Source organism: Roseovarius tibetensis, assembly GCF_050896375.1.
GTDB classification, from domain to species: Bacteria; Pseudomonadota; Alphaproteobacteria; order Rhodobacterales; family Rhodobacteraceae; genus Roseovarius; species Roseovarius tibetensis.
The window spans coordinates 39,523-52,809 of the sequence record NZ_JBPBBB010000016.1 but is presented as its reverse complement, the minus strand read 5'-3'; the positions used below and the strand labels follow the sequence as shown (position 1 = coordinate 52,809).

Sequence of the window (13,287 nt, the reverse complement as noted above, 5' to 3'; positions counted from 1 at the left end):
CCGGCGCACAACGTCTGAAAGCCGCGGCCGCAGTTGCTAGAACAATAGCGCCGGCAGCCAGGTTGCCAGGACCGGCAGTGCCCAGACCAGCAAGATCCCGATCGCCTGCACGCCGATGAACGGCACGACGCCGCGATAGATCTGTTGGGTCTCGATTTCCTTGGGCGCGGCGGCGCGCAGATAGAACAGCGAGAACCCGAATGGCGGTGTCAGGAAACTGGTTTGCAGGTTGATGGCCAGCAGCACGCCCAGCCAGATCGGGTCATGTCCCATCAGGATAAGCGACGGCGCCACGAGCGGAAGCACGATCACCGATATCTCGACGAAGTCGAGGAAGAACCCGAGGATGAACACGAAGACCATCACGAACAGCAACGCGCCACCTGGACCACCGGGCAGGTTGTCCAGCAGATGCGCCACGCGCTCTTCGCCGCCAAGTCCGACAAACACCAGTGAAAAGAATCCGGCCGCAAGGATCGTCGCGAAAATCATCGCGGTCATGGTCAGCGTGGAATTCAGCGCATCGTGAATGATCCTTTCCCGGATCGCGGCGCGCAGCGCAAGGCCGACAGCCGCAAGCCCCACGATCGCCAGCCCCGCATACAGACCGCCAAGCGCCCAGTCCGCGACACCGGTGTCGCTGCGTTGCAGCCGCACCGGAAAGGCCCCGGCCAACAGGCCCAGCACGATCAGGGCCGCCGCCCCGAGCACGATCAGCCGCGGATTGATGCCGATCTTGCGCCCGGCCATCAGCAGCGCGCCGATGGCCCCGACCGAGGCCGCCTCGGTGGGTGTGGCGATGCCGAAAAGAATTGCACCCAGCACCGCGAAGATCAGCAGAACGGGCGGCAGGATCGCCGCCAGAACCTCGCGCAGGTCGGGTTTTCCAAGCCCGGTCTCGGCGGGTGGCATGTCCGCGGGGCGCAGCGCACCCCGGATCAGGATATACGCAAGATACAGCGTCACCAACAACAGTCCCGGCAGGATCGCCGCCGCAAAGAACTGGCCGACGGAAAGCGTCTCGACCGAAAACTTCCCCTGTTCGTATTGCGCCTGCTGGTAGGCGTTCGACATCACGTCCGCAAGGATGATCAGCAGCGTCGAGGGGGGGATGATCTGCCCCAGCGTACCGGCCGTGCACACGATGCCCGAGGCCACCGCCGGGTTGTAGCCTGCGCGCAGCATCGTGGGCAGCGCGATCATGCCCATGGCGACGACGGTCGCCCCGACGATACCCGTGGAGGCCGCCAGCAGCGCGCCCACCAGAACCACCGAAATGCCAAGCCCGCCGCGCAGCCCCCCAAAGCTGCGCCCCATCGTGTCGAGCAGATCCTCGGCGATCTTGCTCTTTTCCAGGATGGCGCCCATGAGGACGAAGACCGGGATGGCGATCAGAACCGTGTTGCCGATCAGCCCGAACACCCGCTGCCCGAGCGCCCCGAGAAGCGTCACGTTCATCTCGCCCAGCATCCAGCCCAGATAGGCGAAGGCCACGGCGACACCGGCAATGCTGAACGACACCGGAAAGCCGGACAGGATCGCCATCATCAATGCCGCGAACATGATCAGGTCGAGATAATCGGTCATTCATCGACCTCTGAAACGACAAGGCGGATCACAAGCGACACCGATTGCAGCAGGATCAGCACGCAAAAGGCCGGGATCAGGGATTTCAGCAGGAACACCGCCTCGATCCCGCCAACCGAGATCGGGCCTTCGAGGATCTTCCACGAATTCCGCACCGAGGGCCACGACCAGTAGAGCAGCGCGCTCATCGACGGCATCAACAGGAACAGATGACCGAAGATGTCGATGCGCCGCCGGATGGCCCGGCTTGCCTTGGCGTAAAAGACATCGACGCGGACATGGTCATCCACCAGAAGCGTGAACCCCGCGCTCAGCATGAACAGCGTCGCATGCATGTAAAGGACGCTTTCCTGCGCCGCGATCGAGTTGACGCCAAAGACGTATCGCCCGATCACGATGCAGAATTGCACCAGCACCATCAGCAGCGCCAGCCAGCGCACGCCGCTGGCCACCGCGCGGTTCATCCGGTCGATCGAAGTCGCCAGTCCCAGCATCCCCGGTCCCTCATCGAACGTGGTGCGCGGCCTGCCCCGCGCACCACTCGCGGCTCAGTACCCGAAGACGTCCGCGCGGGCGTTCATCTGGCCGTTATCGGCATAGGTCATGTAGCCGCCGACAAGGTCGCGGTAGGCGATGAAGCTTTCAGTAATGCGGCGTACCAGCTCGTCATCGTCGGCAAGATATTCCTGCATGACCTCTTTTGCCGCGTCACCCATGGCCGCGATCACGTCGTCGGGCAGCTTGTGCACCTGCACGTCATGCTCGTCGACCAGCGTTTTCAGCGATTGCGCGTGCTTGGTCGTGTACTCGGTCCAGACCGGATTATAAAGACCATGGCAGGCTTGGGTGACCACCTCCTTGAGGTCGTCCGGCAGCGCCGCGTAGGCATCCGCATTGACCCCGCATTCCTCGGCCGAGGACGGCTCGCCGACGCCGGGCCAGTAGTAATGCGGCGCAACCTGATAATAGCCAAGCGCCGAGTCGGTCCACGGGCCGATGAACTCGCCTGCGTCCAACGCGCCGGTCTGCAATGCCTGGAACATCGCCGGACCACTCATCGCCTGTGCGGCCATGCCCAGCTTTGTCGCCATCTGCGAGGCGATGCCGGTGGTCCGGAATTTCAGGCCCTTGAGATCCTCGACCGAGGTGATCTCGTTGCGGAACCAGCCGGCCCATTGTGGGCCCGAGTTGCCGCACAGGAAGGGCTTGATGCCAAAGCGGCCATACATCTCGTCATAAAGCGCCTGACCCCCGCCATGGGTCATCCAGCCGAATTGCTCGTCGGCGCGCAGACCGAAGGGCTGCGAGCCGAACAGCAGGATACCCTTGGATTTCGACCCCCAATAGGCCGGCACCGCATGGTAAAGTTCGGCCGTGCCTTCGGAAACCGCATCGAAGACCCCGTTGCTGGGCACGATCTCGCCCGCGGCGTACAGCGTGACGGTGATGCGCCCGCCCGACAGGGTGGTGATGCGGTCCGCCAGCGTCTGTGCCGCGACGCCCGGCCCGGGCAGGTTCTTGGGCCAGGCCGAGACCAGCGACCACTCGCGCCGCTCTTGGGCGAGGGCGGGGGCGGCAAGGGCGGTGGCGGCGGTGCCGATGGCACCGGTCGTCAGAAAATCGCGTCTTTGCATCGGTCGTCTCCTTGTTGAATGGTCAGGGTTATGGGGTGTGGTATCGACCGTCTTGCGCGGCCTTTGTCGACGGGGTCTCAGCCCAGGATGCGCGGCAGCCGCAGGCCATGTTCGCGCGCGCAGGCGATCGCATCCTCGTAACCGGCATCGGCATGGCGCCACACGCCGCTGGCGGGATCGTTCCACAGCACACGCTCGATCCGGCGCGCGGCCTCGGGCGTGCCATCGGCGCAGATCACCACGCCGGCATGCTGCGAGAACCCCATCCCGACGCCGCCGCCGTGATGGATGCTGACCCATGTCGCGCCGCTTGCGGTGTTCACCAGCGCGTTGAGAAGCGGCCAGTCGCTGACCGCGTCAGAGCCGTCGCGCATCGCCTCCGTCTCGCGGTTGGGCGAGGCGACCGAACCGCTGTCGAGGTGATCGCGGCCGATCACCACCGGCGCGCTTAGTTCGCCGCTGGCCACCATCTCGTTGAAGGCAAGGCCGGCGCGGTGACGATCCCCCAGCCCCAGCCAGCAGATCCGCGCGGGCAGCCCCTGGAACGAGATCCGGTCGCGTGCCATGTCCAGCCAATTGTGCAGATGCGCGTCGTCGGGGAACAGTTCCTTGAGCTTGGCGTCGGTGCGGTAGATATCCTCGGGGTCTCCCGACAGCGCGCACCAGCGAAACGGCCCCACACCCCGACAGAACAGCGGCCGGATATAGGCCGGAACGAAGCCGGGGAACGCAAAGGCATTCTCCAGCCCCTCTTCCTTGGCGACCTGCCGGATGTTGTTGCCGTAATCCAGTGTCGGCACGCCGGCATTCCAGAAATCCACCATCGCCGCGACATGCACCTTCATGCTGGCGCGGGCTGCCTTTTCCACGGTCTTGGGATCGGTCTCGCGGCGGTCACGCCACTCGGCCATGCCCCAGCCCTGCGGCAGGTAGCCGTTGGTCGGGTCATGCGCGCTGGTCTGGTCGGTCACCATGTCGGGGCGCACGCCGCGGCGGAAAAGTTCGGGAAAGACATCGGCGGCATTGCCCAGCAGGGCCACCGATTTTGCCTCGCCCGCCGCCGTCCAGCGCTCGATCATCGCCAGCGCCTCGTCGAGACTGTCGGTCTTCTCGTCCACGTACCGCGTGCGCAGGCGGAAATCGATGCTGTCGGGATTGCACTCCACCGCCAGACAACAGGCGCCCGCCATCACCGCCGCCAGCGGCTGTGCGCCGCCCATGCCGCCAAGACCGCCGGTCAGGATCCAGCGGCCGGTCAGGTCGCCATCGTAATGTTGCCGGCCCGCCTCGGCAAAGGTCTCGTAGGTGCCCTGCACGATGCCCTGGCTGCCGATATAGATCCACGACCCGGCGGTCATCTGGCCATACATGGCCAGTCCCTTTTTATCCAGCTCGTTGAAATGATCCCACGTCGCCCAATGCGGCACGAGGTTGGAATTGGCGATCAGCACGCGCGGCGCATCCGCGTGCGTCTTCACGATGGCGATGGGTTTTCCCGATTGCACGACCAGCGTCTCATCGGCCTCCAGATCCTTGATGCTGGCGACGATGCTGTCGAAATCCGCCCATGTCCGCGCCGCGCGACCGATGCCGCCATAGACCACCAATTCATGCGGGTTCTCGGCCACGTCCGGGTGCAGATTGTTCATCAGCATCCGCAGCGGCGCCTCGGTCTGCCAGCTTTTCGCGGTCAGGTCCGGGCCGGTCGGCGGGTAGATGTCGCGGGTGTTCTTGCGCGGGTCGCTCATTCGGGTCTCCAGTCGCTGAGGGTCTCGAGGATGTCTTGCAGATGCGTGCGAAGCTTCTCGGCGCGCGCCGGGTCGTAGTCCCATGGCGGCGCCTCGGTCATGTAGGTGGACTGCGCCAGTTCCATCTGGATCGCATGTACGCCCGCATCGGGGCGGCCGTATTGCCGCGTCGTCCAGCCGCCCTTGAACCGCCCGTTGAGAACCGTGGTGTATCCGGGCGCAGCCTCGCAGAGGCGCAGGGTGGCCGCCTCGATCCCCGGCGCGCAGGTGGCGCCGCGATTGGTGCCGATGTTGAAATCCGGCAGCGTCCCGTCAAAAAGAAACGGAATGCGCGACCGGATCGAATGGCAATCGTACAGCACCGCGAAACCGTGCCGTGCGCGGACCCGCTCCAGTTCCGCCGAAAGCGCGGCGTGGTAGGGCGCGTGATACGCGGCGCGGCGCACTTCGATCTCATCCTCGTCCGGCTCGGCCCCCGGCAGATAGATCGCCCGGCCGTCGAAGTCGGTCAGCGGGCACAACCCGGTGGTGTTCTGCCCAGGGTAAAGGCTTGTCCCCGACGGATCGCGGTTGACGTCGATCACATAGCGATGCACGGGCATGCGCACGGTCGTCACGTCCGCGACCAGCCCGGCGTAAAGCCGGTCGATGTGCCAGTCGGTATCGGCAAGGCCGCGCCCGGTCTCGTTGAGGCGGGAAAGGTACTCTGGCGGAACATCCGTGCCGGCATGTGGCAGGCCCAGCACCAGCGGGCCGTCGCCCTGGCTGACATCGATCAGGCTCATACCGACACCTCGACCCCGGCGGCGTCGGCAAGGCTGCCACTGGTGATGCATCCCGCCGCGGCGTCAAGATCGGGGGCGAGGTAGCGATCCTGCACCAGCCGCGGCACCACCCCGCGCAGATGCGCCAATGCTGCCTGCAAGGGCGCCGAGGTACTCAGCGGCGCGCGCTCTTCTATCCCTTGCGCGGCGCAGATCGCCTCGATCCCGAGGATCACCGACAGGTTCGCGGTCATCCGCCCCAGCCGGCGCGCCCCGTGCGCGGCCATGCTGACGTGATCTTCCTGGTTGGCCGAGGTCGGCGTGCTGTCAGTCGAGCAGGGATTGGCCAGGTGCTTGTTCTCACTCATCAGCGCGGCGGTGGTGACTTCGGCGATCATCAGGCCGGAATTCAGCCCCGGCTCTGGCGTCAGGAAGGGGGGCAGATCGTGCGACAGCGTGGGATCGACCATCAGCGCCACGCGCCGCTGCGCGATCGCGCCGATCTCGGCCAAGGCCAGTGCGATCTGGTCGGCGGCAAAGGCCACTGGCTCGGCGTGGAAATTGCCGCCCGACAGGATCTCGCCGGTCTCGGCAATCACAAGCGGGTTGTCGGTGACGGCGTTCGCCTCGACTTCTAGCGTGCGACCGGCCCCGCGCAGAAGGTCGATCGCGGCGCCGGTCACCTGCGGCTGGCAGCGGATGCAATACGGGTCCTGCACGCGGGAATCGCCCTCGCGGTGGCTTTCACGGATCTGGCTGCCCTCAAGCAATCCGGCCATCGCCGCAGCCACGTCGATCTGGCCGCGATGGCCGCGCAGGGCGTGCATCGCCGGGTGCAGCGGCGCGGTCGAGCCCATGATCGCGTCGGTGGACATTGCCGCGGTCACGACAGCCGCCTGCGCCGCGCGCTGCGCATCGAACAGCGCCACCAGCGCGCAGGCGGTCGAGAACTGCGTGCCGTTGATCAGCGCAAGCCCTTCCTTGGGGCCCAGCACCACCGGCCGCAGACCGGCCTTCGCCAAGGCCTGCCCGCCCGGCATCCGCCGGCCCCGATACATGGCCTCGCCCTCGCCGATCATCACCGCGGCCATGTGCGCCAGCGGCGCCAGATCACCGGACGCGCCCACCGATCCCTGTACCGGGATAACCGGCAGCACGCCTGCGGCCAGCATCGCCTCGATCTGCGCGCAGATGTCCCAACGGACCCCGGACGCGCCGCGCCCCAGCGACAGCAGCTTCAGCGCCAGCATCAACCGCACCGTCGCCGGCTCCAGCGGCTCGCCGACGCCGCAGCAATGCGACAGGATCAGGTTGCGCTGCAGCGTCTCGGTGTCCTCGGGCGCGATCCGCACCGAGGCGAGCTTGCCAAAGCCGGTGTTCACACCGTAGACCGGCATGTCGCCTTGCGCGGCCTTGGCGACGATGGCCGCCGAGGCGTCGATCCCGGCGCGCGCTGATGGCGCCAGTGTCACCGGCCCGTCGCCGCGCCAGATCGCCTCCAGCATGTCCAGCGTGGTGGTGCCGGGGGTCAGACCATGGGTCATGTTTCACCTGCGAAGATGCGGGCATGGAGCGGGGTGATACCGATGCCGTAGGACAGTTCCGCCGGCTCGATGACATCCCAGATCGCAAGATCGGCGCGCATGCCGGGCGCGATGGCGCCGCAATCGCTCAGGCCAAGGGCCTTGGCCGCGTTGCGCGTGGTCCCGGCCAACGCCTCGGCCGGGGTCATGCGAAACAGCGTACAGGCCATGTTCATCGCCAGCAGCACCGATCCCAGCGGCGACGATCCGGGGTTCCAGTCGGTGCCCACGGCCATTGGCACGCCGCGGTCGCGGAAGGCCTGCACCGGGGGGACTTGCGTCTCGTGGATGGTGTAGAACGCGCCCGGCAACAACACGGCCACGCTGCCCGCTGCGGCAAGGGCTGCGGCATCCGCATCGGTGGCGTATTCGACATGATCGGCGGACAGGGCACCGTATCTTGCCGCCAGCGCAGTGCCGCCACGATGGCTGAGCTGTTCGGCATGCATTTTGACCGGCAGCCCGAGGGCCTTGGCGGCATCGAAGACACGGGCGATCTGGGGGGTGTCGAACGCGATCCCCTCGCAGAACCCGTCCACCGCATCGACCAGCCCCTCGGCATGCGCGGCCTTCAGCGCAGGGATGCAGACCTCGTCGATATAGGCGTCGGCATCGGCCCCGGACGGCACCGCATGCGCGCCCAGGAAGGTGGTGATCACGCGGACGGGGCGGTGCCGGGCCAGGGCGCGGGCCACGCGCAGCATCTTGAGCTCTGTCTCGACGTCCAGCCCGTAGCCCGATTTCACCTCGATCGTGCCGACCCCCTGCGCGATCAGCGCATCGACACGGCCAAGCGCGCTTTCCAGCAACTCGGTCTCGGTCGCGGCGCGCGTCGCGGTGACGGTCGATACGATCCCGCCCCCGGCGCGCGCGATCTCCTCATAGCTGGCCCCGGTCAGGCGCATTTCGAACTCGCGTGCGCGGGTGCCGCCATGCACGACATGCGTGTGACAATCGACAAGCGCCGGCGTGACGAGGCGACCATCATACACCGTATGTTCAAGTCCGGCATACGCCGGTGGCAGGTTTGCCGCCGGGCCAACCCAGTCGATCCGTGGCCCCGTGATGACGATGGCCCCGTCCCGCACGAGACCGTACGCATCACCGGCATCGGGTGCCATGCTGGCAAGGGTCACGCCCCTGATGACATGAGAGGCAGTCATTCGGAGTCCTTGTTTCAAATCCCGCTTCAGATTAATATGTTTGTACATATTAATGTCAACGGAGTTTTTGCCGTGCAGATCATCCACGCGAAACAGGGCCTTACGCCCGAGGGCTGGACAAGCGATCTGGCTGTCGCGATCGACGATAGTGGTCGAATCGCCTCGGTCGGGCCTCAGGCGGGCCCGCCGACCGAGGCCGTGGACCTGCTCTTGCCCGCACCGCTCAACCTGCACAGCCACGCGTTTCAGCGCGCCATGGCCGGGCTGACAGAGGCGCGCGGTCCGGACCCGCGCGACAGTTTCTGGACGTGGCGAAAGTTGATGTACAAATTCCTCAACCAGTTGTCGCCGGACGATGTCGAGGCGATCGCGGCGCTGGTTTTCATGGAGATGCTCGAGGCCGGCTATGGCGCGGTCGCGGAATTTCATTACCTGCATCACGATGTCGGCGGGGTCCCCTATGACAGCCTGTCGGAAATGTCGCAGCGGATCGTGGCCGCCGCCACCGGGGCGGGGATCGGGTTGACGCTCTTGCCGGTCCAGTATCAGCATGGCGGCTGCGACCGGCGCCCGCTGGCCGGCGGGCAGCGACGCTTTGGCAACGATCCCGACCGGTTCCTTGCCCTGCACGCGGACGCATCAGCGGCGGTGCGCGCGGCCGCGCCGGACTTTGACATCGGCATCGCCCCGCATTCGCTGCGCGCCGTCGATCCCGCCGGGCTTGATACCCTTCTCGGGCAGGCAACCACGGGTCCGGTGCACATGCATCTCGCCGAGCAGGTTGCCGAGGTGGACGAAGTGCGCGCGCATCTGGATGCGCGCCCGGCCGAATGGCTGCTGGCCAATCACGCGGTCGATGACCGGTGGTGCCTGATCCATTGCACCCAGATGACCGAGGCCGAGACCGATGCGCTCGCCGCATCCGGTGCGGTCGCAGGTCTGTGCCCGCTGACCGAAGCAAACCTCGGCGACGGGATCTTCAATGGCGCGCGATATCTGGAACAAGGCGGTGTCATCGGGTTCGGCTCGGATTCGAACGTCCAGATCTCGCTCTTCGAGGAGCTCAAGGCGCTGGAATATTCCCAACGCCTGCGCGATCTGTCACGCGCAGCGCTTGCGACGCAGGACCGTTCGACCGGGCGGGTTCTGTTTGACGCCGCCTCCCGCGGCGGTGCACAGGCGGGCGGGCGCGACAGCGGTCGGATCGAGGCGGGCGCGTGGGCCGACATGGTGGCGTTTGACGGCGACACCCCGCAGCTTTGCAATCGCCGGGGCGACGCGGTGCTCGACAGCCTGATTTTCGCGGGCGGCGGCCCGGCCAGCCTCCGCGATGTCTGGAGCGCCGGGCGTCATGTCGTCCGGCAGGGTCGCCATATCCGGCGCGACGCGATCATCGCGGATTTCATGCGCCGGATGAGCCGGCTGGAGACCGACATTTGAACGAGCCCGCGCGCCTTTCTTGGACCGATGTGCGTGACGAAATCCGCGCCCGCATCCTGAACCGGACATACATGCCCGGTGACAGGCTGCCGCGCGACGAAGACATTGCCCGCGACCTTGGCTGCGCCCGCGCCACCGTGCACCGCGCGATGCAGGACCTGTCGCAGATCGGGCTGGTCGAACGCAAGCGCAAGGGGGGCACCCATGTCCTGAGCGATCCGGTCACGCGCGCCACGTTCGACATCCCGATCACCCGGCGCGAGATCGAACAGCGCGGCAGCGCATACGATCACCGATTGATCAGCCGCGCGATCGAGACGGCCCCGCCGTCGGTCATGGCGCGGTTCGAACTGGACCAGCCCGTAGACATGTTGCGTGTCAGGGCGTTGCATCTGGCGGATGGGCGTCCGTATATCCTCGAAGACCGCTGGATCGACCCCCGGTCCACGCCCGATATCCTGAACGTCGACCTGACCCGCGACAGCGCCAATGAATGGCTGGTGCGCAACAAGCCCTACAGCCGCGTCGATGTCCGGTTCTCGGCCATGAACGCCGGAGAGGAAACCGCGCGGCTGCTTGCCACGACCATCGGCAGCGCATTGTTCGTCATCGAACGCACGACATGGATCGGCCGGGCCCCGATCACGACCGTGCAAGCCGTGGCCGCACCCGGATATCAGCTTCGGGCGCAGAGTTGATCAGGTGCCGGGCGGCCCGGCCTGTCGTGCCATCCGGCAGTTTGCGACCGCCGCACCATCGATGCACACCCGACGCGCCAGCCGCGGCCATGCTTGCGGATGCTGTCACACGGGCAGGCATGCGGGCGGTCCGCCCCCCCGGATGTCAGATCACGGTTTCAAAAAGCGCGCGCAGGTTCTCCTTGGTCAGCGGCACCGGGTTCCCGCCGCAAGACGGATCCTCCAGCGCCATGCTCACAAGCGCGTCCATGCGATCGCCCGAGACGCCCATGTCGCCCAGTTTGCGGGGGATGCCGAACCGGTCGTTGAACTGCTGCACGAAGTCCCGGAACCCGTCATAGCCCCCCTCTATTCCAAGGTACGGCGTGGCCCGGTCAAACCGGGACCGGATCTCGGGCGCGTTCAGATCCAGCACCGCCGGCATGCAGACCGCGTTCGTCGTGCCGTGATGCGTCCCGAACACCGCACCAACCGGATGGCTCATCGCGTGGATCGCGCCCAGACCCTTCTGGAACGCCGTCGCTCCCATGGCGGCGGCAGCCATCATGTTCGCGCGCGCCTCTATATCGTCGGGCGTGTCGAAGGCGCGCGGCAGGTTCTCGATCACCAGCCGCATGCCCTCCAGCGCGATGCCCTGGCTCATCGGATGGTAATGCGGGCTCGAAAATGCCTCGACACAATGGGCGAACGCATCAAGACCGGTGCCCGCGGTAATCGCTTTGGGCATGCCCACGGTCAGTTCGGGATCGGCAATGACCACCTGTGGCAGAACCTTGGGGTGGAAGATGATCTTCTTCACATGGGTCTCGGAATTGGTGATGACACTGGCGCGGCCCACCTCTGACCCGGTGCCCGCCGTGGTGGGTATGGCGACGATCGGCGCGATGGCGTCCGCGTCGGCGCGTGTCCACCAATCGCCGATATCCTCAAAATCCCAGACCGGACGGGTCTGGCCCGCCATGAAGGCGACCATCTTGCCCAGATCGAGGCCCGACCCGCCGCCAAAGGCGATGACGCCGTCATGTCCGCCGGCCCTGAAGGCCCTCACGCCTTCGGCAAGATTGCGTTCGTTGGGGTTGGGATCGACCTCGGCGAACATGGCGCGGCCCAGTCCCGCAGCGTCGAGCAGGTCCAGCACGCGGGCCGTCACGTCTAGCCCGGCCAGCCCCTTGTCGGTGACCAGTAGGGGGCGCGCGATGCCGGCGTCGCGGCATGCCTCGGACACCTCTGCAATGCGCCCCGCCCCGAAACGGATCGCGGTAGGATAGGACCAGGTGCCGGAAAGTTTCATGTCGTGCCTTTCTTCAGATGGTAGGATTTGGGATGCGTCAGCGCGTGGTAGCCCAGTTCGGACAGGCCCGCGCCGCGGCCGGTATCCTTGCAGCCGGTCCAGCACAGCGCCGGGTCCAGGTAATCGGCCCGGTTCATGAACACCGTGCCGGTCTCGATCCGGTCGCCCACGCGCGCGGCGCGGTCCGGGTCGGAGGTCCAGAGGCTGGCGGTCAGGCCGAAGCGGCTGTCGTTCATCAGCCGCACGGCCTCGTGATCGTCGCTGACCGGCATGATGCCGACAACCGGCCCGAAACTTTCCTCGCGCATCACGGCCATGTCGTGGGTAACACCCGTCAGAACCTGCGGTGTCAGATAGGCGCCGCCGTCATCCGCCGGGTCCGTGGGCAGGTGCGCCACGGCCCCCGCCGCCACCGCCGCGTCGATCTGGTCGCGCACGGTCCGGGCGAACCGCACATGCGCCATCGGACCCAGCGACGTGTCGGGGTCGAGCGGGTTGCCCAGCTTCAGTGTCTTCGCCCAGGTGACGGCCTTTTCGACAAACGCGTCGAACAGGCTTTCATGCACGTAGATCCGCTCGATCCCGCAACAGCACTGGCCCGCGTTGAACATGGCCCCGTCCATCAGCCCGTTCACCGCGGCGTCCAGATCGGCGTCGTCCATGACATAGCCGGGGTCCTTGCCGCCAAGTTCCGTCGCGACCGGCACGAACGTGCCCGCCGCCGCGCGTTCCATCGCCTGTCCACCGCCGACCGAACCGGTGAAATTGACGAAATCAAAGGCCCGGTCCGAGATCAGCGCGTCGGTCGTGTCGTGATCCAGAAACACGTTCTGGAAAACATCCTCGGGAATGCCGGCCGAATGAAAGGCGCGCGCCATGCGCTCGCCCACCAGCAGCGTTTGCGTCGCATGTTTGAGTATCACCGCGTTGCCCGCGATGAGCGCGGGCGCGACCGTGTTGATGGCGGTCATCCACGGGTAGTTCCACGGGGCCACGACGAAGACCACGCCCCAGGGCAGCCTGCGGATGTAGCGGCGGAATTGCGCGTCATCGCCCACCTCGATGTCGGCCAGCGCATGTTCGGCAATCGCGGCCATGTGGGCGCCGCGTTCCTCGAAGCCGCCGAACTCGCCGCCATAGCGGACGGGGCGGCCCATCATGCGGGCCAGCTCGGGCACGATTTCGTCGTTCATCGCGCCGACGGCGGCGATCCCCCTCAACACCAGATCCGCGCGTTCGCGGATCGGTCGCGCGGCCCAATCAGCCTGCGCCGTGCGGGCGCGGTCGGCGGAGGCGCGCGCGCCCGCACGCGACAGTGACGGACGCTCGGCAAAGACCGACCCGTCGATCGGCGAGATGCATTTCAGTGTTTCGGTCAT

Annotated in this window: 11 protein-coding genes; 2 read left to right on the top strand and 9 right to left on the bottom strand. The window is 66.5% G+C overall.

Annotated elements, in window-relative coordinates:
• Nucleotides 1-36 precede the first annotated feature (36 nt).
• The 7 genes from ACROSR_RS11885 to hutI form a co-directional block, all read right to left on the bottom strand.
• Nucleotides 37-1,587 (bottom strand): TRAP transporter large permease, encoded by a 1,551-nt coding sequence (locus tag ACROSR_RS11885; protein WP_432685301.1) that lies wholly within the window; start codon nucleotides 1,585-1,587, stop codon nucleotides 37-39.
• Complete coding sequence (locus ACROSR_RS11880; protein WP_432685299.1) at nucleotides 1,584-2,081, bottom strand: TRAP transporter small permease subunit; 498 nt, start codon at nucleotides 2,079-2,081, stop codon at nucleotides 1,584-1,586. The genes ACROSR_RS11885 and ACROSR_RS11880 overlap by 4 nt, the downstream gene beginning before the upstream one ends.
• 54 nt (nucleotides 2,082-2,135) lie before the next feature.
• Nucleotides 2,136-3,221, bottom strand: coding sequence for a TRAP transporter substrate-binding protein (locus tag ACROSR_RS11875; protein ID WP_432685297.1), 1,086 nt, complete (start codon nucleotides 3,219-3,221; stop codon nucleotides 2,136-2,138).
• A 77-nt stretch (nucleotides 3,222-3,298) separates the two neighbouring features.
• A complete protein-coding gene (hutU, locus tag ACROSR_RS11870; RefSeq protein WP_432685295.1) occupies nucleotides 3,299-4,969 on the bottom strand; it encodes a urocanate hydratase in 1,671 nt (556 codons plus the stop codon).
• The gene (gene hutG, locus ACROSR_RS11865) at nucleotides 4,966-5,748 is read right to left on the bottom strand and encodes an N-formylglutamate deformylase (protein ID WP_432685337.1); all 783 of its coding nucleotides are present in this window, start codon (nucleotides 5,746-5,748) and stop codon (nucleotides 4,966-4,968) included. Before hutG ends, hutU begins: the two co-directional genes overlap by 4 nt.
• Before the next feature lie 2 nt (nucleotides 5,749-5,750).
• Nucleotides 5,751-7,277 carry a histidine ammonia-lyase gene (hutH, locus tag ACROSR_RS11860; protein ID WP_432685293.1) on the bottom strand — a complete coding sequence of 509 codons (1,527 nt, stop codon included), beginning with the start codon at nucleotides 7,275-7,277 and terminating at the stop codon, nucleotides 5,751-5,753.
• Nucleotides 7,274-8,479, bottom strand: a complete 1,206-nt coding sequence (hutI, locus tag ACROSR_RS11855) for an imidazolonepropionase (protein WP_432685291.1) — start codon at nucleotides 8,477-8,479, stop codon at nucleotides 7,274-7,276. The genes hutH and hutI overlap by 4 nt, the downstream gene beginning before the upstream one ends.
• Before the next feature lie 72 nt (nucleotides 8,480-8,551).
• Here hutI and ACROSR_RS11850 point away from each other — a divergent pair, with 72 nt between their 5' ends.
• The gene (locus ACROSR_RS11850; protein ID WP_432685289.1) at nucleotides 8,552-9,919 is read left to right on the top strand and encodes a formimidoylglutamate deiminase; all 1,368 of its coding nucleotides are present in this window, start codon (nucleotides 8,552-8,554) and stop codon (nucleotides 9,917-9,919) included.
• The gene (hutC, locus tag ACROSR_RS11845) at nucleotides 9,916-10,617 is read left to right on the top strand and encodes a histidine utilization transcriptional repressor HutC (protein WP_432685287.1); all 702 of its coding nucleotides are present in this window, start codon (nucleotides 9,916-9,918) and stop codon (nucleotides 10,615-10,617) included. Before ACROSR_RS11850 ends, hutC begins: the two co-directional genes overlap by 4 nt.
• A gap of 145 nt (nucleotides 10,618-10,762) precedes the next feature.
• Here the strand turns inward: hutC and ACROSR_RS11840 are convergent, their stop codons facing one another.
• Both ACROSR_RS11840 and ACROSR_RS11835 read right to left on the bottom strand, forming a co-directional pair.
• Entirely contained in the window at nucleotides 10,763-11,908 is a 1,146-nt protein-coding gene (locus ACROSR_RS11840) for an iron-containing alcohol dehydrogenase (protein ID WP_432685285.1), read from the bottom strand.
• Nucleotides 11,905-13,287, bottom strand: coding sequence for an aldehyde dehydrogenase family protein (locus tag ACROSR_RS11835; protein WP_432685283.1), 1,383 nt, complete (start codon nucleotides 13,285-13,287; stop codon nucleotides 11,905-11,907). The genes ACROSR_RS11840 and ACROSR_RS11835 overlap by 4 nt, the downstream gene beginning before the upstream one ends.

Coding starts and splice junctions, on each gene's coding strand:
- ACROSR_RS11885 (WP_432685301.1), bottom strand. CDS start 1,587: ATGACCGATTATCTCGACCTGATCATGTTCGCGGCATTGATGATGGCG.
- ACROSR_RS11880 (WP_432685299.1), bottom strand. CDS start 2,081: ATGCTGGGACTGGCGACTTCGATCGACCGGATGAACCGCGCGGTGGCC.
- ACROSR_RS11875 (WP_432685297.1), bottom strand. CDS start 3,221: ATGCAAAGACGCGATTTTCTGACGACCGGTGCCATCGGCACCGCCGCC.
- hutU (WP_432685295.1), bottom strand. CDS start 4,969: ATGAGCGACCCGCGCAAGAACACCCGCGACATCTACCCGCCGACCGGC.
- hutH (WP_432685293.1), bottom strand. CDS start 7,277: ATGACCCATGGTCTGACCCCCGGCACCACCACGCTGGACATGCTGGAG.
- hutI (WP_432685291.1), bottom strand. CDS start 8,479: ATGACTGCCTCTCATGTCATCAGGGGCGTGACCCTTGCCAGCATGGCA.
- ACROSR_RS11840 (WP_432685285.1), bottom strand. CDS start 11,908: ATGAAACTTTCCGGCACCTGGTCCTATCCTACCGCGATCCGTTTCGGG.
- ACROSR_RS11835 (WP_432685283.1), bottom strand. CDS start 13,287: ATGACCGAAACACTGAAATGCATCTCGCCGATCGACGGGTCGGTCTTT.